Below are 26,527 nucleotides of genomic sequence, written 5' to 3'. Positions count from 1 at the left end.
TCACTTCCTCGGATCGAAGGCATCGCGAGCGGACTCGCCGATGAACACCAGCAGGCTCAGCATGATTGCCAGCACCGCGAAAGCGCTGATGCCCAGCCAGGGCGCCTGGAGGTTGGATTTGCCCTGGGCCACCAATTCGCCCAGGGACGGCGCGCCCGCCGGCAGGCCGAAGCCGAGGAAATCCAGGGCGGTGAGGGTGCCGATGGCGCCCGTGAGGATGAACGGCATGAACGTCATGGTCGAGACCATGGCATTGGGCAGGATGTGGCGGAACATGATTGCGCCGTCCTGCATGCCCAGCGCCCGTGCGGCGCGCACGTATTCCAGGTTGCGCCCGCGCAGGAACTCGGCACGCACGACGTCCACCAGGCTCATCCAGGAAAACAACAGCATGATGCCCAGCAGCCACCAGAAGTTCGGCTGGACGAAACTGGCGAGGATGATCAGCAGGTACAGCACCGGCAACCCGGACCAGATCTCCAGGAAGCGCTGGCCGGCGAGATCCACCCAGCCGCCATAGAAGCCCTGCAGGGCACCGGCGATCACGCCGATGATCGAGCTGAGTATCGTCAACGTCAGCGCGAACAGCACCGAGATGCGAAAGCCGTAGATGACCCGGGCCAGCACATCGCGGCCCTGATCGTCGGTGCCGAGCCAGTTCACCGAGGAGGGCGGTGCCGGGGCCGGGACTTTCAAGTCGTAGTTGATGCTCTGGTAGCTGAACGGAATAGGCGCCCACAACACCCAGGCGTCCTTGGCCGCCAGCAACTCGCGGATGTACGGGCTCTTGTAGTTGGCCTCCAGCGGGAACTCGCCGCCGAAGGTGGTTTCCGGGTAGCGCTTGAGGGCCGGGAAGTACCAACCGTCGTCGTAATGCACGACAAGCGGCTTATCGTTGGCAATCAGCTCGGCGCCCAGGCTCAGCACGAACAGCACCAGGAACAGCCACAGCGACCACCAGCCACGCTTGTTGGCCTTGAACAGTTCGAAACGACGGCGATTGAGAGGGGACAGGTTCATCTCAATGCTCCCGGCTTTCGAAATCGATGCGCGGATCGACGAAGGTGTAGGTCAGGTCGCCGATCAGTTTTACCACCAATCCCAGCAGGGTGAAGATGAACAGCGTGCCAAATACCACGGGGTAGTCGCGGTTGATGGCCGCTTCGAAACTCATCAGTCCCAGCCCGTCGAGGGAAAAGATCACTTCCACCAGCAGCGAGCCGGTGAAGAAGATCCCGATGAAGGCAGACGGGAAACCGGCGATCACCAGCAGCATGGCGTTGCGGAAGACATGGCCGTAGAGCACTCGATGGCGGGTCAGGCCCTTGGCCTTGGCGGTGACCACGTATTGCTTGTTGATTTCGTCGAGGAAACTGTTCTTGGTCAGCAGGGTCATGGTGGCGAAGTTGCCGATCACCAGGGCGGTCACCGGCAAGGCCAGGTGCCAGAAGTAATCGAGTATCTTGCCCCCCAGGGTCAGCTCGTCGAAATTGTTGGACGTCAGCCCCCGCAGTGGAAACCAATCGAAATAGCTGCCGCCTGCAAACACCACGATCAGCAGGATGGCGAACAGGAATGATGGGATCGCGTAGCCGACGATGATGGCCGAGCTGGTCCAGACATCGAAATGGCTGCCATGCCGCGTGGCCTTGGCGATCCCCAGGGGGATCGAGACCAGGTACATGATGAGGGTGCTCCACAGCCCCAACGAAATGGACACCGGCATCTTTTCCTTGATCAGGTCGATGACCTTGGCGTCACGGAAAAAGCTGTCGCCGAAGTCCAGGCGCGCATAATTCTTGATCATGATCCACAGGCGTTCGGGCGCCGACTTGTCGAAGCCGTACATGCGTTCGATTTCCTTGACCAGCGCCGGGTCCAGGCCCTGGGCACCGCGGTAGGAGGAACCGGCCACCGACACTTCGGCACCACCGCCGGCAATGCGGCTGGTAGCGCCTTCGAAGCCTTCGAGCTTGGCGATCATCTGCTCTACCGGCCCGCCGGGCGCGGCCTGGATGATGACGAAGTTGATCAGCAAGATGCCGAACAGGGTCGGGATGATCAGCAGCAACCGCCGAAAAATGTAGGCCAGCATCGGGTTACTCCACGCTCGCAGGGGCGGCGATATGCTGCTCGATGACCTGCTTCTCTACTTCATCGGCTGGCTTGATCTCCGGCTTGACCCACCAGGTGGTGGTGCCGATGTCGTAGGTTGGCGTGACTTTCGGATGGCCGATGTGGTTCCAATAGGCGACGCGCCAGGTCTTGATGTGCCAGTTGGGAATCACGTAGTAGCCCCACTGCAACACTCGGTCGAGCGCCCGGGCGTGTGCCACCAGGCTCTTGCGCGAATCGGCGTTGATCAACTGTTCTACCAACTGGTCGACGGCTGGGTCTTTCAGGCCCATGGTGTTGCGGCTGCCAGGCTTGTCGGCCGCGGCGGACATCCAGAACTCTCTCTGCTCGTTACCCGGCGAACTGGATTGCGGGAAGCTGCCCACTACCAGGTCGAAGTCCCGGGAACGCACGCGGTTGATGTATTGGGATACATCGACGCGGCGGATCACCAGTTCGATGCCCAGGTCACTCAGGTTGCGCTTGAACGGCAGCAGGACCCGCTCGAAGTCGGTTTGGGCCAGCAGGAATTCGAGCACTACCGGTTTGCCCTGGGCATCGACCATCCTGTCGTCGACGATGCGCCAGCCGGCTTCTTGCAGCAGTTGATAGGCCTTGCGCTGTTGGTCGCGGATCATCCCGCTGCCGTCGCACATCGGAGCCTGGAAGGCTTCGGTGAAGACCTGCTCGGGGATCTTGCCGCGCAGGGGGGCGAGAATCTCCAGTTCATCTTCGCCAGGCAGGCCAGTGGCGGCCATCTCCGAATTCTCGAAGTAGCTGCGGGTACGGGCGTAGGCCCCGTTGAAGAGTTGCTTGTTGGTCCATTCGAAATCGAACAGCAGGCTCAAGGCCTTGCGCACCCGCATATCCTGGAAGATCGGCCGGCGCAGGTTGTAGATAAAGCCTTGCATGCCGGTGGGATTGCCGTTGGGGATCTGTTCCTTGATCAGCCGGCCTTCGGTCACGGCGGGGACGTTGTAGGCGTTGGCCCAGTTTTTCGCAGTCATTTCGAGCCAGTAATCGAACTGTCCGGCTTTCAACGCCTCGACGGCCACGGTGTTGTCGCGGTAGTAGTCGGTGACCAGCACATCGAAATTGTAGAAGCCGCGATTGACCGGCAGATCCTTGCCCCAATAATCCTTCACCCGCTCGTAGCGGATCGAGCGACCGGCCTTCACTTCGGCGACCCTGTACGGGCCACTGCCCAAGGGGATTTCAAGGTTGCCCTTGCTGAAGTCCCGGCTGGCCCACCAGTGCTTGGGCAGGACGGGCAATTGTCCGAGGATCAATGGCAGCTCGCGATTGTTGGTGTGCTTGAACTTGAACAGGACCTTGAGCGGTTCTTCGGCGATGACTTCGGCGACGTCGTTGTAATAGCCGCGAAACATCGGGGCGCCGTCCTTGGTCAACGTCTGGAAGCTGAACACCACGTCCTCGGCGCGGACCGGGTGGCCATCGTTGAAGCGGGCTTCGGGGCGCAGATAGAAACGCACCCAGCCGTTGTCCGGGGCTTTCTCGATTTTTTCCGCGACCAGGCCATACTCGGTGAAGGGTTCGTCCAGGCCTTGCTTGGCCAGCGTGTCATAGATCAGGCCGATGTCGTCGGCCGGTACGCCTTTGCTGATGAACGGGTTGAGACTGTCGAAGCCGCCAAACCCGCCCTGGCGAAAAACCCCTCCCTTGGGGGCATCGGGGTTCACATAATCGAAATGCTTGAAATCGGCCGGGTATTTCGGCGGCTCGTTGTACAGGGTCACGGCATGCTGCGGCGCGGCGCAGGCCAGCCCGGCGAACAACAGGCTGCCGGCCTGCAGGAGCAGGGCGCGTATAGGCTTCATTGATCTTTCTCCGAAGATTTCAGCCACCAGGCGCTCAAGCCCAGGGTATAGGGCGGCGTAGTGACAAAGGCGAACCGGTTGCGGTACGCCAGGCGATGATAATTGATATACCAGTTGGGAATGCAGTAGTGCTGCCATAGCAACACACGGTCCAGGGCTTTGCCAGCGGCGACCTGCTCATCGCGGGTCTGGGCGGCGAGCAGTTTTTCCAGCAGATGGTCGACAACCGGGTTGGCGATCCCCGCATAGTTCTTGCTGCCCTTGATCCCGACCTGGCTGGAGTGGAAATACTGCCACTGCTCAAGACCTGGGCTGAGCGTCTGGCCCAGGGTCAGCAGGATCATGTCGAAGTCGAACTGGTCCAGGCGCTGTTTGTACTGGGCGCGGTCCACCGTGCGCAGGCGGGCCTGGACGCCGATGCTGGCGAGGTTCTCGACGTAGGGCTGCAGGATGCGCTCCAGGTTCGGGTTCACCAGCAGGATCTCGAAGCGCAACGGTTGGCTATCGGCGTTCAGCAGGTGCTGGCCGTGGAGCGTCCAGCCGGCTTCCTTCAGCAGGCCCAAGGCTCTGCGCAGGGTTTCCCGTGGGATGCCGCGACCGTCGGTTTCGGGCAGGCTGAAGGGCTCGGTCAGCAATCGGGGCGGCAGTTGCTCGCGATAAGGTTTGAGCAGCAGCCATTCGTGGCCGACAGGCAGGCCAGTGGCAGAGAATTCGCTGTTGGGGTAATAGCTGAGGGTTCGTTTGTAGGCACCGCTGAACAGTGTGCGGTTGGTCCACTGGAAATCGAACATCAACCCCAGGGCTTCACGGACCTTGATCTCGGCGAACGTGGCGCGCCGGGTATTCATGAACAGGCCCTGGGTTTGGGTCGGAATCCGATGGGGAATCTGCGCCTTGATCACATCGCCCCGGTTAACCGCCGGGAAGTTGTAGCCGTTGGCCCAGTTCTTGGCCTGATGCTCGATGTAGATATCGAACTCGCCGGCCTTGAAGGCTTCGAAGGCGACGTCGCTGTCGCGGTAGAACTCCACGTTCATTCGATCGACGTTGTACTTGCCGCGATTGACTGGCAGGTCCTTGCCCCAGTAGTCCTTGACTCGCTCGAACACCAATTGGCGGCCTGGCTGCACTTTGGTGATGCGGTAGGGGCCGCTGCCCAGTGGCGGTTCGAAGGTGGTGGCCTTGAAATCGCGGTCTTTCCAGTAATGCTGCGGCAACACCGGCAGTTCGCCCAGGCGCAGGATCAGCAGGGGGTTGCCCGAGCGCTTGAACACGAAACGGATCTTCAACGGATTGAGAACGTCGACCCGCAGCACTTCCTGCAGGTTGGTCCGATATTGTGGGTGGCCATCCTTGAGCAACGTCCGGTAGGAGAACGCGACGTCATAGGCCGTGATCGGCACGCCATCATGGAAGCGCGCTTCGGGCCGCAGGTTGAACACCACCCAGCTGCGGTCCTCGCTGTACTCAACCGACTGGGCGATCAGGCCGTAGCTTGAGGTGGGCTCATCACCGGACGGCGCGTATTGGCCCGTGCCGACCATCAGCGGCTCGTTCAGCTCATTGATGCCGTATTGCAGGAAATTCGCCGTGGAAACCGGGCTGCTGCCCTTGAAGGTGTAGGGGTTCAGTGTGTCGAACGTGCCGAATGCCATGACCCGCAAGGTACCGCCCTTGGGCGCTTGCGGGTTGACCCAGTCGAAGTGGGTGAATCGGGCCGGGTACTTGAGCGTGCCGAACTGGGCATAGCCATGGCTTTCGCTGATGGTGGCGTAGGCGGCAGGGCTCGATGCCAGGCTGATCAGGAGCAGGAGGAGGGGACGTATCAAGTCTGGGATCCGATCCAGGCGGCTTGGGCTTTTATGGCCTGTACAGTAACAGCTTGTATCGACGGGAAAAAGTCGGGAGCTTGTGTAGGCAGTGATACCTACTGGGTAGTAGGCTGTTGTGGCGAGGGGATTTATCCCCGCTGGGCTGCGAAGCAGCCCCCCTGGATCTATCTGATACACCGAGTTGTCAGGTTTTAGGGCCGCTTCGCGCCCCAGCGGGGATAAATCCCCTCGCCACAACAAGCCCCTAGCTACAGGAACCCCAGTGTCAATGTGGGGAATAGACCGTCAGCATCTGCCCAGGCTTGAGCGCCTTGCCCATGCGCGGATTCCAGCGCTTGAGGTGTTGCATTTCGACATTGAAGCGCTTGGCGACGACGTATAGCGAGTCGCCCTGCTTGACCTTGTATTGGGTCTGCTTCTTTTGCTCCTTGCCCTTTGCGGCCACGACGGTGTTGATTCGCTTGCCGCTCGCCTTGCTGGCCTTGGCGTCCTGCATCACCAGGGTCTGACCAACCTTGAGCTTGTTGCCGCTGAGTTTGTTCCAGCGTTGCAGGTCCTTGGTCTGGACATTGTTGGCCTTGGCTATCCGGGCCAGGTTGTCGCCGCGCTTGACACGGTAGGTGCGCCTGGCCCCTTCCACTTCGCTGTCGTCGGCGGTTTCGAAGACCGGCTTGAGCGAGCGGGGGCTGATCAGTTCTTCCGGGCGCATGGTCGAGAGGCTAGCGGTCAGCAATTGAGCCTTGGACGTCGGGACCAGCAAGTGTTGCGGGCCGTCGATGGTGGTGCGTTGCTTGAATGCCGGGTTGAGCTGGAACAGCTCGTCCTCGTCGATATTCGCTACCGCCGCGACCTTCGACAGGTCCATGCGCTGGTTGATCTCGACAACCTGGAAGTACGGTTCGTTGGCGATCGGGTTGAGGTTCACGCCATAGGCGTCGGGAGCCAGGACGACCTGGGACAGCGCCAGCAGTTTCGGCACATAGGCCTGGGTTTCGCTGGGCAGCGGCAGGTTCCAGTAGTCGGTGGGCAGGCCAAGCTTCTCGTTGCGTTCGATGGCGCGGCTGACCGTGCCTTCACCGGCATTATAGGCCGCCAGCGCCAGCAGCCAGTCGCCGTTGAACATGTCGTGCAGGCGTGTCAGGTAATCCATCGCGGCCGTTGTGGACGCGGTAATGTCACGACGGCCGTCGTAGAAACGGGTCTGGCGCAGGTTGAAATAGCGCCCGGTGGAGGGGATGAACTGCCACAGTCCCACCGCGTTGGCCCGGGAATAGGCCATCGGGTTGTAGGCGCTTTCGATCACCGGCAACAGCGCCAGCTCCAGCGGCATGTTGCGTTCTTCCAGGCGCTCGACGATGTAATGGATGTACAAGCTGCCGCGCTCGCCGGCGTTCTCCAGGAACGACGGGTTGCTGGCGAACCACAGGCGCTGCTGCTCGATGCGCGGGTTTACGCCGGCGGTTTCCTGGAGCTGGAAGCCCTGGCGCATGCGCTCCCACACGTCCTGGGGCACTTGGGGGGCGGGCTTTTCCGTGAGCCATACGGGTTTTTGCTTGGCCCGCGCGGCGACATTCGGCTTATGCGCAGCATCGTTCTGTGGCACCTGGCCGGTGCTCTGACAGCCCGCCAGCGTGGCGGACACAGCCACCGCGATGGCCTGGGCCAAGCGGGTCAGTGTGTCTGACTGGACGGACCTGCGAATAGATGACGACATTGGCTGGAAGTAAGTTCCGGGCAAAAATGTCGGCCGATTCTAGGAAGCGCACCCCAACAGGTCAACCATTCAGAATTTTTGTATCAATCGGTAGCTGCCTTAGAACTTATCTTTCCAGGCCCTCAAGGCCGCAAAAACCTCACTCGGCGTCTGGTTTCGCTGGCCGTTCCGTTCGTCTGCTTTTTGTTTAACGGATGTTTCAGTCGTGCGCAAAAACGGATTGGTGAGTTTTTCCAGCGCCAGGGTCGAAGGCAGGGTGATGATGCCCTGGCCGCGCTGCTGGTTGACTTTCTCCAGGCGGGCGACAACGTCCGGATTGGTCGGTTCGACGGCGGCGGCGAATTTCAGATTGCTCAAGGTATATTCATGGGTGCAGTAGACGAGCGTATCTTCGGGGAGCGCGGCGAGTCGGCTCAGGGAATGGTGCATCTGTTCGGGCGTGCCCTCGAAGAGCCGGCCGCAACCGGCAGCGAACAGCGTGTCACCGCAGAACAACAGGCCGCGGTGGTAGTAGGCGATATGCCCCAGCGTGTGGCCGGGGACGGCGTAGACATCGAAATCCAGGCCCAGCACGTTGACTTTCGCATTGTCGCCCAGGGCGATGTCACGCGCCGGGATGTTTTCGCTGGCCGGGCCGTAGACGGTGGCGTGGGTCGCATTTTTCAGCGCGGCGACACCGCCGACATGGTCATTGTGATGGTGAGTAACCAGGATGTCGCTCAAGATCCAGTCCGGATGGGCGTCGAGCCAGTGTTGCACTGGCGCGGCATCGCCTGGGTCGACCACGGCACAGCGCTGCGTCGAGTGATCCTGTAACAACCAGATGTAGTTATCGGTAAACGCGGGCAGGGCAGTGATCTGTATCATCGTGGAATTCGCCAAGCTCAAAACAAAGGCGCATCTTAGAACTTCCTGGCGCGTTGGAGAATGCAATGACCGATGAAGCGTTCGCTCAGGCCGATCCTGACTGGCTGGCGTTGATCAGCTCCGCCCGAGAGTGGCTGTCCTCCCCTGTCGGGCAATTTCTGCTGGAAGAAGAGCGGCGCATGCTCGAAGACGAGCTGGGCCGGTTCTTTGGCGGCTACCTGGTGCATTACGGTCCGTCGGCGCAAACACCGCCGTCGGCGCCCCAGGTCCAGCGCAATGTCCGCCTGGGGGCGCCATTGCCGGGCGTCGAAATCGTTTGCGAAGAGCAGGCCTGGCCGTTGAGCGAGCATGCCGCCGATGTGGTGGTGATGCAGCACGGGCTGGATTTCTGCCTGTCGCCTCATGGATTGCTCCGTGAGGCCGCCAGCAGCGTGCGGCCCGGGGGGCATCTGTTGATCATCGGCATCAATCCCTGGAGCAGTTGGGGGTTGCGTCATGTGTTCGCCAGCGACGCATTGCGCCAGGCCCGTTGCATTTCGGCTTCGCGGGTCGGCGACTGGCTCAACCTGCTGGGCTTCGCGCTGGAGAAACGCCGCTTCGGGTGCTATCGTCCGCCGCTTGCGTCGCCCAAGTGGCAGGCCCGATTGGCCGGCTGGGAGCGCAAGGCGGGTGCCTGGCAATTGTCCGGCGGCGGCTTCTATCTATTGGTGGCGCGCAAGATCGCTGTCGGGCTGCGTCCGGTGCGTCAGGCGCGACGTGAGCCGATGGGCAAGCTGATTCCCTTGCCGATGGCCAAGGTCAATCGGCGTCACATCGAGCCGTAAGCCTTTTTCTGATGGTTCTGGCCGTATCCGGCTCCGGGCATTGATCGGTCCCGGGCGGCGGCCTTTGTTTTTTTGGATTGATTGGCATGAGCGATAGCGTAGAACTTTTCACTGATGGCGCCTGCAAGGGCAACCCTGGCCCGGGTGGCTGGGGTGCGTTGCTGGTGTTCAAGGGCGTGGAAAAGGAGCTCTGGGGCGGCGAAGCCAATACCACCAACAACCGCATGGAACTGATGGGGGCCATTCGCGGCCTGGAAGAGCTCAAGCGCCCTTGCGATGTGCTGCTGGTGACCGACTCGCAGTATGTGATGAAAGGCATCAACGAGTGGATGGCGAACTGGAAGAAGCGCGGCTGGAAGACGGCGGCAAAGGAACCGGTCAAGAACGCCGACCTCTGGAAACTGCTGGACGAGCAGGTCAGCCGGCACAACGTCACGTGGAAATGGGTGCGTGGGCACGTCGGCCACCATGGCAACGAACGGGCCGACCAGTTGGCCAACCGGGGCGTGGATGAGGTGCGCGGATATAAGCAGGCTTGATCCCGACCTCGTCAGGATGCGGTATGGGCGTGTTACCATCCGCGCTTTTGCAAGACTGCCCGTTGAGAGCTGAACACTGATGGCCAACAGATCTGTAGTACTGGATACCGAAACCACCGGCATGCCGGTGACCGACGGTCACCGGATTATTGAAATCGGCTGTGTCGAACTGATCGGCCGGCGCCTGACCGGTCGTCATTTCCACGTTTACCTGCAACCGGACCGCGAAAGTGACGAGGGTGCCATCGGCGTGCACGGCATCACCAATGAATTCCTGGTGGGCAAGCCGCGTTTCGCCGAGGTGGCCGATGAGTTCTTCGAATTCATCCAGGGTGCGCAGTTGATTATTCATAACGCGGCGTTCGACGTCGGGTTCATCAACAATGAGTTCGCCCTGCTGGGCCAGCAGGATCGCGCCGATATCACCCGGCATTGCACCATTCTCGACACCTTGATGATGGCCCGGGAGCGGCATCCTGGGCAGCGCAACAGCCTCGACGCCTTGTGCAAGCGCTATGGTGTCGACAACTCCGGTCGTGAATTGCACGGCGCCTTGCTCGACTCCGAAATCCTCGCCGACGTCTACCTGACCATGACCGGCGGGCAAACCAGCCTGTCACTGGCCGGCAATGCCTCGGACGGCAACGGGACAGGTGAAGGCTCGGGCAACCAGGCCACGGAAATTCGTCGCTTGCCGGCGGACCGCAAGCCAGCCCGGATCATCCGCGCCAGCGAGAGCGACCTGGCCGAGCATGCCGCGCGTCTGGAAGCGATCGCCAAGTCCGCCGGTGCCCCGGCATTGTGGACGCAACTGGTTGAGGCGCAGGCTGCCGCGAACTGAAACATGACCCTGTGGGAGCGAGCATTTCTCGCGACAATCGCCAGTACCTTCTAACCTGAAGTAAGGCAGGCCATGGATACCCGCTTGATGTGTGAAGATTCGAGAGGCAAGGGCAATGGATGGCACTGTGCCGTTGATTGCCTCAAGGAATGAGGACCTTTCCCAGTATGCAACCGGTCACGAATCCCAAGCATCCCGGCCTGTCGGTACGCGTCGTCGACGACGGTTTCGCCGCGTACGTCTGGGGCAGCGATTTCAGTTTTGAAGTCAGCGCCTACGGTACGCCGCAGATTGGTCGACCGGTGAGCCAGTGGCCAGTCACGCCGATCGTTCCCTACCGCAAATGCTACGGCATCGATCCTGAAGAGTTCAGCAGTTTCCGCGATGCTCCCGACAGCGAAATCTTCATGGCCTACCTGGACGACGAGCCGGTGGGACATCTGGTGATCAGTACCAATTGGAATGGCTATGCCCATATCGACGAATTGGCGGTGCATGCCCCGGCTCGTCGTCACGGCGTGGCCAAGGCATTGCTCGATGTTGCGCAGTTCTGGAGTCGCAAGAAAAAACTGCCGGGCATCATGCTGGAGACCCAAAACAACAACCTGGGCGCGTGCCGGCTCTACGAGCGTTGCGGCTATGTGCTCGGCGGGGTCGACCATTTGCGCTACCGCGGCATCGATCGGCATACCGCCGAGGTAGCGCTGTTCTGGTACCGGTTGTTCGACGATCCGCTGGGCATGACGATCAGTGGTTCAGCAACGCCCCGGCTTGTTCCTTGATACGTTCCAGCAGCGCTTGGACCGTTGGCGAGGGCTCTGCACCGTTCAGGCTCAGCGCGTAGAGGCAGATGGGAACGGCCGGCGACACGGGGCAGATGTCCAGCCCGCTGCCCTTGGCGCCCGAGGCGGTGAATGGGTCGACAATGGCAAGGCCTTCGCCGGCTTCGACCATTGCGCGCATCATCTGGTGCGTCTGCACGCGGATCTGGATCACCGGCGCGGGGCGCAGCGCCGCGAGCTTGTGGTCGAATGCCGGGCTCAGCGGGTCGTGACCATCGAGCCCCACCAGCGACTGGCCTGCCAGGTCTTGAAGCGAAATGTATTTTTGCCGCGGTTGCAGCCAGCCATGGGGCGCCAGCAATTGCAGTTTGCCTTGGGCGATCGTCTGGCAATGGATGTCCGGGTGTTCCGGATTGTGCAGGCTCAGGCCCAGGTCGCTTTCACGCAGCAACAGGCTCTTGACGATATTGCGGGTCGGCTCGCTGAGCAGGGTGCAAGGCGCGTCCGGGTGGCGCCGACGCAGGGCGGCGATGCCCAGGGGCAACAGCTGTTGCGCCAGCGGTGGGGTGCAGATGATGCGCAGGGGCGGGGCTTGATGATGTTTCAGGCTGCCGGCCAGCCGCTGGATCGGTTCGAGGGTGTCGTAAAGCCGCGTGATGCCGTCGCGCAACGCCAGGGTCTCGCGGGTTGCCTGCAGCCGTCCACGCACGCTGGCGAACAGCATGAAGCCGAGCTGGGCCTCCGCATCCCGCAGGATCGACTCGACCTCGGCGACCGGTAATTGCAGCCATTCGGCCGCGGTGCCAAGGTGGCCGGTCTGCAGCAGCGCCTGGATCACTTCGATGTGGCGTAAACGCATGCAAGAAGTCCGTATTAGGCAGGTAAGCCATTGAGTGGCTGAATCCTAACCCAATTACGGGTACGACTTCTGCTCATGAAACCGGGTTACAGCGCTATTTGCGGTTCGGGTTCGCGGATCAGTTCGATGCCGGACTGCACCAACATGAATTTTTCCCCGCCCAGCTTGCTGACTCGGTCGCCAATGGCCAGCTTATAGGTGATGACATCCTTGCCACTGCCGTCCAGGGACGGGTCTGATTCTTGGAATTCATGCACGGAATAGACGCGACCTTCAGCGTCTCGTGCATGAAACTGTCCGACAAGTACTGCTGCCATTGCTTAGAACCTCTGGAAGTAGATCACTCGATTTGCGGTCCTGTAGACCTTGGCCGAGCGCGGTAAGTTTTCCTACAAGAAAAAAATAGTCCGGTTGGCCGGTTTTCGACATTCCATTGGTCCAATTGTCGTGCCGATCATCTATAACTACAGGCTTCCTTTGAGCCGACAGTCGAGACCCCCCCCCATGAGTGATGTGTATAACGTTGCGGTTTTAGTGGGCAGCCTTCGCAAGGCGTCGATCAACCGCAAGATCGCCCTCGCGCTGGCTGACCTGGCCGCGTCCAACCTGAAACTGGAAATTGTCGAAATCGGTGACTTGCCCCTTTACAACGAGGACATCGACGTCTCGCCACCGGCCGCCTACACGGCGTTTCGCCAGAAAGTAGGTGCCGCCGACGCGCTGCTGTTCGTGACCCCTGAATACAATCGCTCGGTGCCAGCACCCTTGAAAAACGCCATCGACGTCGGCTCGCGCCCCTACGGCCAAAGTTGCCTGAGCGGCAAACCGGGTGCGGTGATCAGCGCATCACCGGGGGCGATGGGTGGTTTCGGCGCCAACCATCATCTGCGCCAGTCACTGGTGTTCCTCGACGTGCCGTGCATGCAGCAACCGGAGGCTTATCTGAGCGGCGCCGGGACCGCGTTCGACGAGGCGGGCAACCTGGCGGATTCGGTCAGGCCTTTCTTGCAGAAATTCATCGATGCCTATGGCAAATGGGTGGAGCAGCACAAGAAAGCTTGATCTGAAGGTCCAGGCACACCCTGTGGCAAGGAAGCAAGTTTCCTTGCCATGGAGGTAAGCTGCAATCCTCGCTTTACCGAATATTCGAAATTCCATATCTTCGCAGTTCTTTTATCCAGGCTTCGCCCGCGCCATGTCCGATTTTCAAAACCCCGTCGATATCTTCAAGGCGCTCGCCGACGACACCCGCACGCGTATCGCATTGCTGGTTACCCATGAAGGCGAGCTGTGTGTCTGTGAGCTCACCGCTGCCCTTGGCCTTGGCCAGCCGAAGATTTCGCGGCACTTGGCCCAGCTGCGTCATGCCGGGTTGCTCAGCGACCGACGCCAGGGGCAATGGGTCTATTACCGCTTGCATCCGCAACTACCTGCCTGGGTTGGTTCCTTGCTCCAGCAAGCATTGGCAGCCAATACGCATTGGCTGGCGACGGATGTCCAGCGCTTGCACGCGATGGCGGATCGTCCTTCGGCACGTTGCTGCTAGTCGTTTTTCCTACTGTTTCCTTCCAAGGCTGTGGTCCATGCTCATCGCGTCATTGATTTTCCTGCTGACCATCATCCTGGTGATCTGGCAACCCAAAGGCTTGGGCGTCGGCTGGAGCGCCACGCTCGGCGCGGTGCTGGCGTTGCTGAGCGGGGCGGTGCACGTCAGTGACATCGCAGTGGTCTGGCAGATCATCTGGAATGCCACCGGCACGTTTGTCGCGCTGATCATCATCAGCCTGCTGCTGGACGAGGCCGGTTTCTTCGCCTGGGCGGCCCTGCATGTGGCCCGTTGGGGGCGGGGCAGCGGGCGCAAGCTGTTCGCCTTCATGGTGTTGCTTGGCGCCTTGGTGTCGGCGTTGTTCGCCAATGACGGGGCGGCGTTGATCCTGACGCCCATCGTGATTTCGATGCTGCTGGCCCTGCGGTTCTCGCCCGCGGCGACCCTGGCGTTCGTGATGGGCGCCGGTTTCATCGCCGATACCGCCAGCCTGCCGTTGGTGGTGTCGAACCTGGTAAACATCGTCTCGGCGGATTTCTTCGGCATTGGTTTCAACCGCTACGCGTCGGTCATGGTGCCGGTGAACCTGGTCAGCGTGGCGGCCAGCCTGGCGATATTGATGTGGGTGTTTCGTCGCGACATACCGCGGGACTACAACCCCGGGCAACTGGACGATCCGGCGACGGCGATCCATGACAAGGCAACGTTCTACGCCGGTTGGGTGGTGCTGGTGGTCCTGCTGCTGGGCTGCTTTGCCTTGGAGCCCTTGGGGATTCCCATCAGCGCGATTTCCGCAGTCTGCGCTGCGCTGCTGCTGGCCGTGGCGGCTCGCGGCCACAAGATTTCCACCCGCAAGGCGATGAAGGAAGCGCCCTGGCAGATCGTGATTTTTTCCCTCGGCATGTACCTGGTGGTCTATGGCCTGCGCAACGCCGGCCTGACAGGCTACCTGGCCCATTGGCTTGACGGTTTCGCCGGTTATGGTGTGTGGGGCGCAGCCATGGGCACGGGGCTGTTGACTGCGCTGCTGTCCTCATTGATGAACAACCTGCCGACGGTGTTGGTCGGCGCCTTGTCCATCGACGCCAGCCAGGCTACCGGGGTGGTGAAGGAGGCGATGATCTACGCCAACGTCATCGGCAGCGACCTGGGCCCTAAAATCACCCCGATCGGCAGCCTGGCAACCTTGCTCTGGTTGCATGTGCTGGCACGCAAGGATATTCGCATCGGCTGGGGCTATTACTTCAAGGTCGGGATCGTATTGACGGTGCCGGTGTTGCTGGTAACGCTGGCGGCGTTGGCTGTGCGGTTGTCCCTCTAGGCCCTAGCGACCCCTTCGCGAGCAGGCTCTCTCCCACCTGTGAAAGACAATGCACTGTGGGCCAGCTCGCGAAGACAATGAGCCAGACACGGCACGACTCAGCCATTGCCCGGTACATCCGGCCATAGATCCGCCACCAGGAACGCCCGCTCGGCTTCCTCCCATTCGCCCTCGGCATTCTCCGTCAGGCGCACCATCAGTTGCGCCGGCGCCATCGGGTCGAGGGCGGTTCGCCAGGCGTCCAGTTGCGCAGCAGCCCAGACCTGGTCCGGCGGATAATGGGCCGGGGCCAGCCACGCGGCGCGGGGCAGGGGCTGCCAGCGGCCCGGTGGACGCTGGGCGACGAATCCAGGCCAGTCCCGCTGGTGCAACCAGCGGCCGCGCAAATGCCTGGGGTGGGCGCCGCTCGGCGGTTCGGCCTCGCCCGGCCAGGGGTAGAGCAGGTAGCCGCCGAGCCACAGGTGTGAGCGAAACGATTCGATGCCCAGCGCCGCCAGGGCCTCGCGACTTTCCGGGCGTGCCGAAATAGGCAGTTGGTGTTCGCGCAGGTGCGCCAGCTTGCGATCGAGCCGGTCATGGCAGCCAGGGCCGAGCCATTGCGCGGTGTCGTGCCCATTGCCCTGTTGCGGGCCGAGGTACAGCTTGATCGCCAGTTCCAGGTGATGAACACCTTCACCATCGCGCAGCAGCAAGTCCAGTTCCCCCAGCGTATGGCCCTCACGACGGATCGGCAGGTTCGCCGCCATCAATTCGATGCCGGGTGCGTGTTGCACGGCAAACTGCCACAACCTTTCGTAATACAGGCCCAGGCGCCGTGTCCGTCCTTGGGACAGGCAGTGCAGCAGCGGATAGCTGTCATGGTCCAGCTGGCGCAGCCAGTGTTCCAGCCGATGGGGCTGCTGCACCCAGTCGCTGCCCGCCAGAGGATGACGCTGGGGCCAGGGCGTGTCGATGAGCATCGGCGGGGCGACGATCACCCACGCCAGGTCCCGCACTTCGGGATGGCGCAGGCGGCGGGGCAGGTCCAGCAATTCAGGGAACAAGATCATCTTGCGAGCATAGCCGTTGCGCTGGAGGCTTAAAGAATTTTGTCTACGGAGCGCTTTCGCCCATAATCGTGTTTTTCGCCCGTCGCAGACCCTCGCAGGAGCCTCATGGAGCAATTTCGCAATATCGGCATTATCGGTCGCCTCGGCAGTTCACAGGTGCTGGACACCGTTCGCCGCCTCAAACGCTTCCTCCTGGAGCGGCACCTGCATGTCATTCTCGAAGACACTATCGCCGAAGTGTTGCCGGGTCATGGGCTGCAGACGTCGTCGCGCAAGATGCTCGGCGAAGTCTGCGACATGGTCATCGTGGTCGGCGGTGACGGCAGCCTGCTGGGCGCCGCACGGGCCTTGGCGCGCCACAATATCCCGGTATTGGGGATCAACCGGGGCAGCCTCGGGTTTCTGACGGATATCCGCCCTGACGAGCTGGAGGTCAAGGTCGCCGAGGTGCTGGACGGCCACTACCTGGTGGAAAACCGCTTCCTGCTGCAAGCCGAGGTTCGCCGTCACGCCGAGGCCATCGGCCAGGGCGATGCCCTCAACGACGTAGTGCTGCACCCTGGCAAGTCCACGCGCATGATCGAGTTCGAGCTGTACATCGACGGCCAGTTTGTCTGCAGCCAGAAGGCCGACGGCCTGATCGTCGCCACGCCCACCGGTTCAACCGCCTATGCGCTGTCGGCCGGCGGACCGATCATGCATCCCAAGCTCGACGCTATTGTGATTGTGCCCATGTACCCCCATACCTTGTCTGGGCGACCCATCGTGGTCGATGGCAACAGCGAGTTGAAAATCGTCGTGTCCAAGGATATGCAGATCTACCCGCAAGTGTCGTGTGACGGCCAGAACCATTTCACCTGCGCGCCGGGCGACACCATCACCGTCAGCAAAAAAGCGCAAAAGCTGCGCCTGATCCACCCACTGGATCACAATTACTACGAAGTCTGCCGGACCAAGCTCGGCTGGGGCAGTCGTCTGGGGGGTGGAGGCGACTGATGCTCGATCCTGCGCGCAGTTACGACCTGATCGGCGACGTGCACGGATGCGCCTTGACCCTGGAACACCTGCTGGACCGACTGGGTTACCACAAGCAGGGCGGGGTCTGGCGGCATCCGTCGCGCATGGCCGTGTTCCTGGGGGATATCATCGACCGCGGCCCGCGAATTCGCGAGGCGCTGCACATCGTCCACGACATGGTGCAGGCCGGTCAGGCGCTGTGCATCATGGGGAACCATGAATTCAATGCCCTGGGTTGGAGCACGCCGGCATTGCCCGGCAGCGGCCAGCGCTACGTGCGCGAACACACGCCGCGCCATGCCCGCCTGCTTCACGAGACCCTGAGCCAGTTCGAGCAGCACCCTGGTGACTGGCATGATTTCCTCAACTGGTTCTATGAACTGCCGCTGTTTGTCGACGCCGGTCGCTTCCGGGTCGTGCATGCCTGCTGGGACGCCGGCCTGATCGAGCCGCTACGGGGCTTGTTCCCGAATGGCTGCGTCGATGAGCATTTTCTCCAGGCGTCGGCCGAATCCGGCAGTTTCGCCTGTACGGTGTTCGACCGCCTGCTGCGCGGCACGGACATGCGCTTGCCCCATGGCATGACGCTGACGGGCGGCGATGGCCTGACGCGAGCGTTCTTTCGTACCAAGTTCTGGGAAGACAACCCGCAGACCTACGGCGATATCGTCTTCCAGCCCGATGCGTTGCCGGAGCCGGTGGCACGCACGCCATTGACGCCGGATGAGAAAAACAACCTCCTGCGTTACGGCGTCGATGAACCGATGCTGTTCGTCGGTCACTATTGGCGCAGCGGCAAGCCCTCGCCGATTCGCTCGAACCTGGCGTGCCTGGACTACAGCGCGGTGCTCTATGGCAAGCTCGTTGCGTATCGCCTCGACCAGGAAACCCGCCTGGATCCGCACAAGTTCGTCTGGGTCGATGTCGAGCGTCCGGAGGTGGTGAAATGAGCGTCGTCGCGGTGCTGCGCTTGCCCCTGGCGGTGGACCTGAGCGGTTTCGTCAAGCTGCTGCAACGCATGCAGGTTCCCCATCGTGTCAGTGAAGAGGCGGGCGAGCAGGTGCTCTGGGTGCCGAATGACATCAGCGAGGATGTGCGCTCGCTGTATGCGCGGTTCCCCGCTGGCGATCCGGAACAGCAGCTGGAACTGCCGGCCATCGGCAACACCTCCCGTCGTCCGGGGTTTGTCCAGCAACTGACCCGCAGCCCTGTGACGGCGCTGGTGCTGTTGCTGAGCCTGGTCGTCAGCGCCGTGACCCTGCTCGGGGATAATCTTGGAACCCTGCGCTGGTTGACGTTCCTCGAATTTCGCGTGGTCGGCGACTACATCCAGTTCGCCCCGTTGGCCGATAGCCTGGCGGCGGGGCAGTGGTGGCGCCTGGTGACGCCGATGCTGATCCACTTCGGCTTCCTGCACATCGCCATGAATGGCATGTGGTATTGGGAGCTGGGGCGGCGGATCGAAGCGCGCCAGGGTGGCATCAATCTGTTGGGGCTGACGCTGCTGTTCAGCCTCGTTTCCAATTTTGCCCAGTATTTTTTCAGTGGCCCGACGCTGTTCGGCGGGTTGTCGGGGGTGTTGTACGGCCTGCTGGGCCATTGCTGGATCTACCAACTGCTCGCACCGAACCCGGCCTATCATTTGCCCCGAGGGGTACTGGTGATGATGCTGGTGTGGTTGCTGCTGTGCCTGTCCGGCCTGGTTTCGCTGATCGGTTTCGGAGAAATCGCCAACGCGGCCCACGTCGGCGGGTTGCTCGTCGGTTGCTTCACGGGATTGTTGGGCGGGCTGTTCGCTCGCCGTAAAATGGCCTCCTGACCGACGCCTGTGTCTTTTGAGAATGCGCGATTGCGCGGAGAACCCATGTCTTCCTTCAACGAAATGATCCAGAACATCACTCCCGACATCTACCGCAGCCTGAAGCTGGCTGTGGAAATCGGTAAATGGGCCGATGGCAACAAACTCACCGCCGAGCAGCGCGAGCTGTCCTTGCAGGCGATGATCGCCTGGGAAATCCAGAACCTGCCCGAAGAAGAGCGCACCGGTTACATGGGCCCGCAGGAGTGCCAGTCCAAAGCCACCGAAGTGCCGAATATCCTGTTCAAGTCGGACGCCATCCATTGATCGAGATTGGCCGCGGTGCAATCAGCAAGATGTCGGCACGCCTGGACGGGCCGACCGTTCAATACGCCTTTCGCCTGGGCGACGTCGAGGTGCCGGTCAACCCGTTGATTGGCAGCACGATACGCCTGCAATACCTGGGGGCGATCCACTGCACCCATTGCGGGCGCCGGACCAAGACCAGCTTCAGCCAGGGCTATTGCTACCCGTGCATGACCAAGCTGGCACAGTGCGACCTGTGCATCATGAGCCCCGAGCGTTGCCATTTCGACGCCGGCACCTGCCGTGATCCTGCCTGGGGCGAGCAGTTCTGCATGACCGATCACGTGGTCTACCTGGCCAATTCCTCCGGCGTGAAAGTCGGCATCACCCGTGCCACGCAACTGCCGACCCGCTGGCTGGACCAGGGCGCCAGCCAGGCGCTGCCGATCCTGCGCGTCGCGACCCGCCAGCAATCGGGCTTCGTCGAAGACCTGTTCCGCAGCCAGGTGGCCGACAAGACCAACTGGCGCGCCTTGCTCAAGGGCGAAGCCGCGGCGGTGGACTTGCCCGCCATCCGTGATTCGCTCTTCGAAAGCTGCGCCCAGGGCCTGCAGGGGCTTCAGGAACGATTCGGCCTGCAAGCGATCCAGACCATAGCGGACGTCGAACCCATCGAGATCCGTTATCCGGTGGAGCAATACCCGGCCAAGATCGTCAGTTTCAACCTGGACAAGAACCCGATCGCCGAAGGCACGCTGCTGGGAATCAAGGGCCAGTACCTGATTTTCGACACTGGCGTGATCAATATTCGTAAATACACGGCTTACCAGCTCGCCGTGCATCAGTAGAAGGATTCGACCCATGCGCACCGAACAACCGAAGATGATCTACCTGAAGGACTATCAGGCCCCCGAGTACCTGATCGACGAGACGCACCTGACCTTCGAGTTGTTCGAGGACCACAGCCTGGTCCATGCGCAACTGGTAATGCGCCGCAACCCCGAGCGCGGCGCCGGGTTGCCGCCGCTGGTGCTCGATGGCCAGCTGTTGGAGTTGTTGTCGATCAAGCTTGACGACGCCGACCTGGGGCAGGGCGAGTATCAATTGGATGACAGCCACCTGACCTTGCAACCCAAGGCCCAGGCGTTCACGGTCGATACCACGGTGCGTATCCACCCGGAAACCAACACCGCCCTGGAAGGCCTGTACAAATCCGGCAGCATGTTCTGCACCCAGTGCGAGGCCGAAGGGTTCCGCAAGATCACTTATTACCTCGACCGCCCGGACGTGATGAGCAAGTTCACCACCACCGTGGTGGCCGAGCAGCACAGCTATCCGGTGCTGTTGTCCAACGGCAACCCGATTGCCAGCGGCCCTGGCGAAGACGGGCGGCATTGGGCGACCTGGGAAGACCCGTTCAAGAAACCCGCCTACCTGTTTGCCCTGGTGGCCGGTGACTTGTGGTGCGTCGAAGACACTTTCACCACCATGACCGAGCGCACCGTGGCGCTGCGCATCTACGTCGAGCCGGAAAACATCGACAAGTGCCAGCACGCCATGACCAGCCTGAAGAAGTCGATGCGCTGGGACGAAGAAGTGTATGGCCGCGAATACGACCTCGACATCTTCATGATTGTCGCGGTCAACGACTTCAATATGGGCGCCATGGAGAACAAGGGCCTCAACATCTTCAACTCCAGCGCCGTGCTGGCCCGCGCCGAAACCGCCACCGACGCCGCGCACCAGCGAGTCGAGGCGATCGTTGCCCACGAATATTTCCACAACTGGTCGGGCAACCGCGTGACCTGCCGCGACTGGTTCCAATTGTCGCTCAAGGAAGGGTTCACGGTGTTCCGCGACGCCGGCTTCTCGGCCGACATGAACTCTGCCACCGTCAAGCGCATCCAGGACGTCGCGTACCTGCGTACCCACCAGTTTGCCGAAGACGCCGGCCCGATGGCCCACCCGGTTCGCCCGGACAGCTTCATCGAAATCTCCAACTTCTACACCCTGACCGTGTACGAAAAGGGCTCGGAAGTGGTTGGCATGATCCACACCCTGTTGGGTGCCGAAGGCTTCCGCAAGGGCAGCGACCTGTATTTCGAGCGCCACGACGGCCAGGCCGTGACCTGCGACGATTTCATCAAGGCCATGGAAGATGCCAACGGCGTCGACCTGGCCCAGTTCAAGCGCTGGTACAGCCAGGCCGGTACGCCACGGCTGGCGGTCAGTGAGTCCTACGATGCGGCGGCCAAGACCTACCGCTTGACGTTCCGCCAAAGCTGCCCGCCGACGCCGGACAAGGCGGAAAAACTGCCGTTCGTGATCCCCGTGGAACTGGGGCTGTTGAACAGTCAGGGCGGCGAGATTCCCCTGCGCCTGAGCGGCGAATCGGCGGCCAGCGGCACCACCCGGGTGATCTCGGTGACCGAAGCCGAACAGACTTTCACGTTCGTCGATGTCGCTGAAAAGCCCTTGCCTTCTTTGCTACGCGGTTTCTCGGCACCGGTGAAATTGAGCTTCCCCTACGACCGCGACCAACTGATGTTCCTGATGCAGCATGACAGCGACGGTTTCAACCGCTGGGATGCCGGCCAGCAGTTGTCGGTCCAGGTGTTGCAGGAACTGATCACCCAGCATCAGCAGGGCGCGACGCTGACGTTGGATCCGCGCCTGGTCAGTGCGCTGCGCAGCGTGCTCTCGGATGAGTCCCTGGACCAGGCCATGGTCGCCGAAATGCTCTCGCTGCCAAGCGAAGCCTACCTGACGGAAATCAGCGAAGTGGCCGACGTCGAGGCGATCCATACCGCCCGTGAGTTCGCCCGCCAGCAGTTGGCCGAGAACCTGTTCGAAGCCCTGTGGCTGCGTTATGAAGCCAACCGCGACCTGTCCAAGCGCACGCCATACGTGGCCGAGGCGGAGCATTTCGCCCGCCGCGCGCTGCAAAACATTGCGTTGTCGTACCTGATGCTTACCGGCAAGCCTGAAGTGCTGAGTGCGACCCTGGATCAATTCGACACCGCCGACAACATGACCGAACGCCTGACAGCGCTGGCGGTGCTGGTCAACTCGCCGTTCGAAACCGAGAAGGCCCACGCTCTCGAAGTGTTCGCGGAAAACTTCAAGGGCAACCCGCTGGTCATGGACCAATGGTTCAGCGTCCAGGCAGGCAGCCCGTTGCCGGGCGGCCTGGCGCGGGTCAAGGCATTGATGGAGCACCCAGCGTTCACCATCAAGAACCCGAACAAGGTACGGGCGTTGATCGGCGCCTTCGCCGGACAGAACCTGATCAACTTCCACGCCGCCGATGGTTCGGGCTACCGCTTCCTGGCGGACCTGGTGATCCAGCTCAACGGTTTCAACCCGCAGATCGCCTCGCGGCAACTGGCCCCGCTGACCCGCTGGCGCAAATACGACAGCGCCCGCCAGGCACTGATGAAAGCCGAACTGGAGCGCATCCTGGCGTCCGGCGGGCTGTCGGCCGATGTGTTCGAGGTGGTGAGCAAGAGCCTGGCATAATCAGGCATTGCCTAACTTTTGCGGCGAGGGGATTTATCCCCTCGCCGCATCCATCACCCTCGCGAATGTCTTCTGATTCACCCTTGGCCGATATCCTCCCCGGTTAACAAAAGATAACGTGGCGTCGATTGTCAGACCTTTCGAAAGCCCGATAGGATAGGTTCGCTTGCGAAGTAGCTCTAGATTGCAGGTTTCAGGGCTATGCTCCAAGACTGGCAACGTACCAAGCCATAACAATAATAAATGGGGGAAAGGTCTATGAATGAGCCTGTCATGGCAACGGGCCGCTGCCGGCCGCCGATGCTGCGCCGAGTTGCGTTGCTGGCTTCGGCGCTCTCGCTGCTGGGCTCTGTCGTGTTGTCGGCGCCGGTGCTGGCAGTCGCCGCATCGACGTCCGATGTCATCTATTCCGTCGAGTCGGCCAGGGCCAGCAAGACCCTGATGCTCGATGTGGTGCATGCCGGCCAGCGCCTGGTGGCGGTCGGTGACCGTGGGCATATCGTCTATTCCGATGACCAGGGCACGTCCTGGACCCAGGCCAAGGTACCGACACGCCAATTGCTCACCGCCGTCTTTTTCGTCGACGACAAGCACGGCTGGGCCGTGGGACACGACGCGCAGATCCTCGCCAGCGTGGACGGCGGCAGCACTTGGACCAAGCAATTTGAAGACCTGCCCCGTGAAGCGCCGTTGCTGGATATCTGGTTCCAGGACGCCAGCCATGGCTTCGCCGTGGGCGCCTACGGGGCGCTGTACGAAACCAACGATGGCGGCAAGCACTGGGAAGACGCCAGCGACCGCCTCGACAATGAAGATCAATACCACCTCAATGCCATCGCCGCCGTGAAGGATGCCGGGCTGTTCGTCGTGGGCGAGGCCGGCAGCATGTTCCGTTCCGCCGATTGGGGGCAGACCTGGGAAAAACTCCAGGGGCCGTACGAGGGTTCGCTGTTCGGCGTCATCGGCACCGCCCAGTCTTCGACGCTGTTGGCCTACGGTCTTCGTGGCAATCTTTATCGTTCCGCCGACTTTGGCACGACGTGGGAGCAGGTCGAACTCAACGCTGCCCGTGGCGCGCTGGAGTTCGGCTTGTCGGGCGCGACGCTGTTGCCGGACGGCGCCATCGTGATTGTCGGCAACGGTGGCAGCGTGATCCGCAGCACCGACGACGGCGTGACGTTCAGCGTGTTCAACCGCCCGGATCGCATCTCCGTGGCGGCCGTCACGGCGGCAGGCAACGGCAACCTGATCCTGGCGGGACAGGGCGGCGTTCGCGCCACCACGTCCACTGGCGCCGAACTGAGCAAATGAGCCGGACCTGTCAGACGGGCACAATAACAACAAGGCGGACCCCATGAGCAGTCATCACCAAGACAAGGCCACGTTCCTCGAGCGCCTGATTTTCAACAACCGCCCGGCAGTGATAGTCATTTGCCTGCTGGTCAGCATCTTCCTGTTCTGGCAGGCCACGCTGATCCGGCCGTCCACCAGTTTTGAAAAGATGATCCCCCTCGAGCACCCCTTCATCGAGAAGATGCTCGAGCACCGCAACGACCTGGCGAACCTGGGCAACACGGTGCGGATTTCCGTGGAGGCCACCGATGGCGACATTTTCTCCAAGGAATACATGGAGACCCTGCGCCAGATCCACGACGAAGTGTTTTACATTTCCGGTGTCGACCGTTCCGGGCTCAAGTCGCTGTGGAGCCCGAGTGTGCGCTGGACCGAAGTGACGGAAGAGGGCTTTGCCGGTGGTGAGGTGATTCCCCAGAGTTACGACGGCTCGGCCGACAGCCTCGACCTGTTGCGCAACAACGTGCTCAAGTCCGGTCAGGTCGGGCGGCTGGTGGCGAACGACTTCAAATCGAGCATCATCGATATTCCGTTGCTGGAGTCCTACCCGGACCCGCAGGACCAGGGCAAATTGCTCGCCCTGGACTACCGCAAGTTTTCCCATGAACTTGAAGACAAGATCCGCAACAAGTTCGAAGCCCAGAACCCCAATGTGCAGATCCACATCGTCGGTTTCGCCAAGAAAGTCGGCGACTTGATCGATGGCCTGGTCATGGTGGTGATGTTCTTTGGCGTGGCCTTCGTCATTACCCTGATCCTGTTGTACTGGTTCACGAACTGCATGCGCAGCACCATTGCAGTACTGAGCACCACCCTGGTGGCGGTGGTCTGGCAACTGGGACTGATGCACGCGGTGGGGTTTGGCCTGGACCCTTACTCAATGCTCGTGCCGTTTTTGATCTTTGCCATCGGTATTTCCCATGGCGTGCAGAAAATCAACGGTATCGCCCTGCAATCCAGCGAAGCGGACAACGCCCTGACCGCAGCGCGGCGCACCTTCCGGCAGTTGTTCCTGCCGGGCATGATCGCCATCCTGGCGGACGCCGTCGGCTTTATCACGCTGTTGATCATCGACATCGGCGTGATTCGCGAACTGGCCATCGGTGCCTCCATCGGCGTGGCGGTCATCGTATTCACCAACCTGATCCTGCTGCCGGTGGCGATCTCCTACGTCGGCATCAGCAAACGCGCCGTGGAACGCAGCAAAAAAGACGCGACCCGCGAACACCCGTTCTGGCGCACATTGTCGAACTTCGCCAGCGCCAAGGTGGCGCCGGTATCGATCGCCCTGGCCGTGATCGCGTTTGGCGGCGGCCTCTGGTACAGCCAGAACCTGAAGATCGGCGACCTGGACCAGGGCGCGCCGGAGCTGCGTCCGGATTCGCGCTACAACCAGGACAACAATTTCATCATCAGCAATTACTCCACCAGTTCCGATGTGCTGGTGGTGATGGTCAAGACCAAGTCCGAAGGTTGTTCGCGCTATGAAGCCATGGCGCCGATCGACGAGCTGATGTGGAAGATGCAGAACACCGAGGGCGTGCAGTCGGCAATTTCCCTGGTGACCGTGTCCAAGCAAATGATCAAGGGCATGAACGAGGGCAACCTGAAATGGGAAACGCTGTCGCGCAACCCTGATGTGCTCAACAGCTCCATTGCCCGGGCCGATGGCCTGTACAACAACAGTTGTTCACTTGCACCGGTGCTGGTGTTCCTCAACGACCACAAGGCCGAGACCCTGGATCGTGCGGTGAAGGCGGTGCAGGACTTTGCCAAGGACAACAACCGCGAGGGCCTGGAGTTCATCCTGGCGGCAGGTAACGCGGGCATCGAGGCGGCCACTAACGAGGTGATCAAGGAATCGGAACTGATCATCCTGATCCTGGTGTACATCTGCGTGGCGACCATGTGCATGATCACCTTCCGTTCCTGGGCGGCGACGCTGTGCATCGTCCTGCCGCTGGTGCTGACGTCGGTGCTGGGCAACGCCTTGATGGCGTTCATGGGCATCGGCGTGAAGGTCGCGACTCTGCCGGTGGTGGCGTTGGGCGTGGGGATTGGCGTGGACTACGGCATCTATATCTACAGCCGCCTGGAGAGTTTCCTGCGCGCCGGCTTGCCGTTGCAGGAGGCCTATTACCAGACGTTGAAGTCCACCGGCAAAGCGGTGTTGTTTACCGGCCTCTGCCTGGCGATCGGCGTGTGCACCTGGATCTTCTCGGCCATCAAGTTCCAGGCCGACATGGGCTTGATGCTGACATTCATGCTGCTGTGGAACATGTTCGGGGCGCTGTGGCTGCTGCCGGCGTTGGCGCGGTTCCTGATCAAGCCTGAGAAACTGGCGGGGCAGAAGGGCAATTCGTTGTTCGCCCATTGATGGCGCGAGCGATTGAAGGCAAAAGCCGCC

The 26,527-nt window shown here is 61.4% G+C and carries 24 protein-coding genes; 15 read left to right on the top strand and 9 right to left on the bottom strand.

What is annotated here, in order from left to right:
- The 6 genes from VQ575_RS14360 to gloB all read right to left on the bottom strand — a co-directional run bounded on the left by VQ575_RS14360 (position 1) and on the right by gloB (position 8,366).
- Complete coding sequence (locus VQ575_RS14360; RefSeq protein WP_039589922.1) at positions 1-1,020, bottom strand: ABC transporter permease; 1,020 nt, start codon at positions 1,018-1,020, stop codon at positions 1-3.
- Between the two features lies 1 nt (position 1,021).
- Positions 1,022-2,095, bottom strand: a complete 1,074-nt coding sequence (locus tag VQ575_RS14355; RefSeq protein ID WP_039589923.1) for a microcin C ABC transporter permease YejB — start codon at positions 2,093-2,095, stop codon at positions 1,022-1,024.
- 4 nt (positions 2,096-2,099) lie between these two features.
- Positions 2,100-3,953: an extracellular solute-binding protein gene (locus VQ575_RS14350; RefSeq protein ID WP_039589924.1), complete on the bottom strand. Its 1,854-nt coding sequence runs from the start codon at positions 3,951-3,953 to the stop codon at positions 2,100-2,102.
- Positions 3,950-5,779, bottom strand: coding sequence for an extracellular solute-binding protein (locus VQ575_RS14345; protein WP_162488969.1), 1,830 nt, complete (start codon positions 5,777-5,779; stop codon positions 3,950-3,952). The genes VQ575_RS14350 and VQ575_RS14345 overlap by 4 nt, the downstream gene beginning before the upstream one ends.
- A 271-nt stretch (positions 5,780-6,050) precedes the next feature.
- Positions 6,051-7,499, bottom strand: coding sequence for a transglycosylase SLT domain-containing protein (locus VQ575_RS14340; RefSeq protein ID WP_039589927.1), 1,449 nt, complete (start codon positions 7,497-7,499; stop codon positions 6,051-6,053).
- Positions 7,500-7,598: 99 nt separating this feature from the next.
- Entirely contained in the window at positions 7,599-8,366 is a 768-nt protein-coding gene (gene gloB, locus VQ575_RS14335) for a hydroxyacylglutathione hydrolase (RefSeq protein WP_039590092.1), read from the bottom strand.
- Between the two features lie 65 nt (positions 8,367-8,431).
- On the opposite strand from gloB, the gene VQ575_RS14330 reads away from it, so the two are divergent.
- From VQ575_RS14330 to VQ575_RS14315, 4 genes are all read left to right on the top strand, one after another.
- Complete coding sequence (locus VQ575_RS14330; RefSeq protein WP_039589928.1) at positions 8,432-9,190, top strand: class I SAM-dependent methyltransferase; 759 nt, start codon at positions 8,432-8,434, stop codon at positions 9,188-9,190.
- Positions 9,191-9,276: 86 nt separating this feature from the next.
- Positions 9,277-9,729 carry a ribonuclease HI gene (rnhA, locus tag VQ575_RS14325; protein WP_039589929.1) on the top strand — a complete coding sequence of 151 codons (453 nt, stop codon included), beginning with the start codon at positions 9,277-9,279 and terminating at the stop codon, positions 9,727-9,729.
- A 79-nt stretch (positions 9,730-9,808) separates the two neighbouring features.
- Complete coding sequence (dnaQ, locus tag VQ575_RS14320) at positions 9,809-10,570, top strand: DNA polymerase III subunit epsilon (RefSeq protein WP_045156345.1); 762 nt, start codon at positions 9,809-9,811, stop codon at positions 10,568-10,570.
- A gap of 167 nt (positions 10,571-10,737) precedes the next feature.
- Positions 10,738-11,352, top strand: coding sequence for a GNAT family N-acetyltransferase (locus tag VQ575_RS14315; RefSeq protein ID WP_039589933.1), 615 nt, complete (start codon positions 10,738-10,740; stop codon positions 11,350-11,352).
- On the opposite strand, the gene VQ575_RS14310 is transcribed toward VQ575_RS14315, so the two are convergent.
- Positions 11,318-12,211, bottom strand: a complete 894-nt coding sequence (locus VQ575_RS14310) for a LysR substrate-binding domain-containing protein (protein ID WP_325917740.1) — start codon at positions 12,209-12,211, stop codon at positions 11,318-11,320. The two genes, VQ575_RS14315 and VQ575_RS14310, sit on opposite strands and share 35 nt — an antisense overlap.
- Positions 12,212-12,297: 86 nt before the next feature.
- Complete coding sequence (locus VQ575_RS14305) at positions 12,298-12,528, bottom strand: hypothetical protein (protein WP_039589937.1); 231 nt, start codon at positions 12,526-12,528, stop codon at positions 12,298-12,300.
- A gap of 187 nt (positions 12,529-12,715) precedes the next feature.
- Between VQ575_RS14305 and VQ575_RS14300 the strand changes: the two genes are divergently transcribed.
- The 3 genes from VQ575_RS14300 (at position 12,716) to VQ575_RS14290 (ending at position 15,078) form a co-directional block, all read left to right on the top strand.
- Positions 12,716-13,273: an NADPH-dependent FMN reductase gene (locus VQ575_RS14300; protein WP_039589939.1), complete on the top strand. Its 558-nt coding sequence runs from the start codon at positions 12,716-12,718 to the stop codon at positions 13,271-13,273.
- Positions 13,274-13,406: 133 nt separating this feature from the next.
- Positions 13,407-13,757, top strand: coding sequence for a metalloregulator ArsR/SmtB family transcription factor (locus tag VQ575_RS14295; protein ID WP_198726322.1), 351 nt, complete (start codon positions 13,407-13,409; stop codon positions 13,755-13,757).
- Between the two features lie 37 nt (positions 13,758-13,794).
- Positions 13,795-15,078, top strand: coding sequence for an arsenic transporter (locus VQ575_RS14290; RefSeq protein WP_045156349.1), 1,284 nt, complete (start codon positions 13,795-13,797; stop codon positions 15,076-15,078).
- A 98-nt stretch (positions 15,079-15,176) separates the two neighbouring features.
- On the opposite strand, the gene VQ575_RS14285 is transcribed toward VQ575_RS14290, so the two are convergent.
- Entirely contained in the window at positions 15,177-16,127 is a 951-nt protein-coding gene (locus tag VQ575_RS14285; protein ID WP_325917738.1) for a DUF1853 family protein, read from the bottom strand.
- Positions 16,128-16,232: 105 nt separating this feature from the next.
- Between VQ575_RS14285 and VQ575_RS14280 the strand changes: the two genes are divergently transcribed.
- From VQ575_RS14280 to VQ575_RS14245, 8 genes are all read left to right on the top strand, one after another.
- Entirely contained in the window at positions 16,233-17,123 is an 891-nt protein-coding gene (locus VQ575_RS14280; RefSeq protein ID WP_030142621.1) for an NAD(+) kinase, read from the top strand.
- Complete coding sequence (locus VQ575_RS14275; protein ID WP_411829975.1) at positions 17,120-18,094, top strand: metallophosphoesterase; 975 nt, start codon at positions 17,120-17,122, stop codon at positions 18,092-18,094. The genes VQ575_RS14280 and VQ575_RS14275 overlap by 4 nt, the downstream gene beginning before the upstream one ends.
- Entirely contained in the window at positions 18,091-18,963 is an 873-nt protein-coding gene (locus VQ575_RS14270; protein WP_198726315.1) for a rhomboid family intramembrane serine protease, read from the top strand. Before VQ575_RS14275 ends, VQ575_RS14270 begins: the two co-directional genes overlap by 4 nt.
- A gap of 45 nt (positions 18,964-19,008) precedes the next feature.
- Positions 19,009-19,269 carry a YeaC family protein gene (locus tag VQ575_RS14265; RefSeq protein WP_030142618.1) on the top strand — a complete coding sequence of 87 codons (261 nt, stop codon included), beginning with the start codon at positions 19,009-19,011 and terminating at the stop codon, positions 19,267-19,269.
- Positions 19,266-20,096, top strand: a complete 831-nt coding sequence (locus VQ575_RS14260) for a DUF2797 domain-containing protein (RefSeq protein WP_039589948.1) — start codon at positions 19,266-19,268, stop codon at positions 20,094-20,096. Before VQ575_RS14265 ends, VQ575_RS14260 begins: the two co-directional genes overlap by 4 nt.
- Before the next feature lie 13 nt (positions 20,097-20,109).
- Positions 20,110-22,767, top strand: coding sequence for an aminopeptidase N (gene pepN, locus VQ575_RS14255; protein ID WP_325917737.1), 2,658 nt, complete (start codon positions 20,110-20,112; stop codon positions 22,765-22,767).
- Positions 22,768-23,025: 258 nt separating this feature from the next.
- Positions 23,026-24,078, top strand: a complete 1,053-nt coding sequence (locus tag VQ575_RS14250) for a WD40/YVTN/BNR-like repeat-containing protein (RefSeq protein ID WP_325917735.1) — start codon at positions 23,026-23,028, stop codon at positions 24,076-24,078.
- Between the two features lie 43 nt (positions 24,079-24,121).
- On the top strand, positions 24,122-26,497 hold the full coding sequence (locus VQ575_RS14245) for an efflux RND transporter permease subunit (protein ID WP_039589954.1): 2,376 nt from the start codon (positions 24,122-24,124) through the stop codon (positions 26,495-26,497).
- Positions 26,498-26,527: the final 30 nt, after the last annotated feature.

This window comes from Pseudomonas frederiksbergensis (genome assembly GCF_035751725.1).
GTDB classification, from domain to species: Bacteria; Pseudomonadota; Gammaproteobacteria; order Pseudomonadales; family Pseudomonadaceae; genus Aquipseudomonas; species Aquipseudomonas frederiksbergensis_A.
This window is presented reverse-complemented; position numbering and strand designations above follow the sequence as displayed.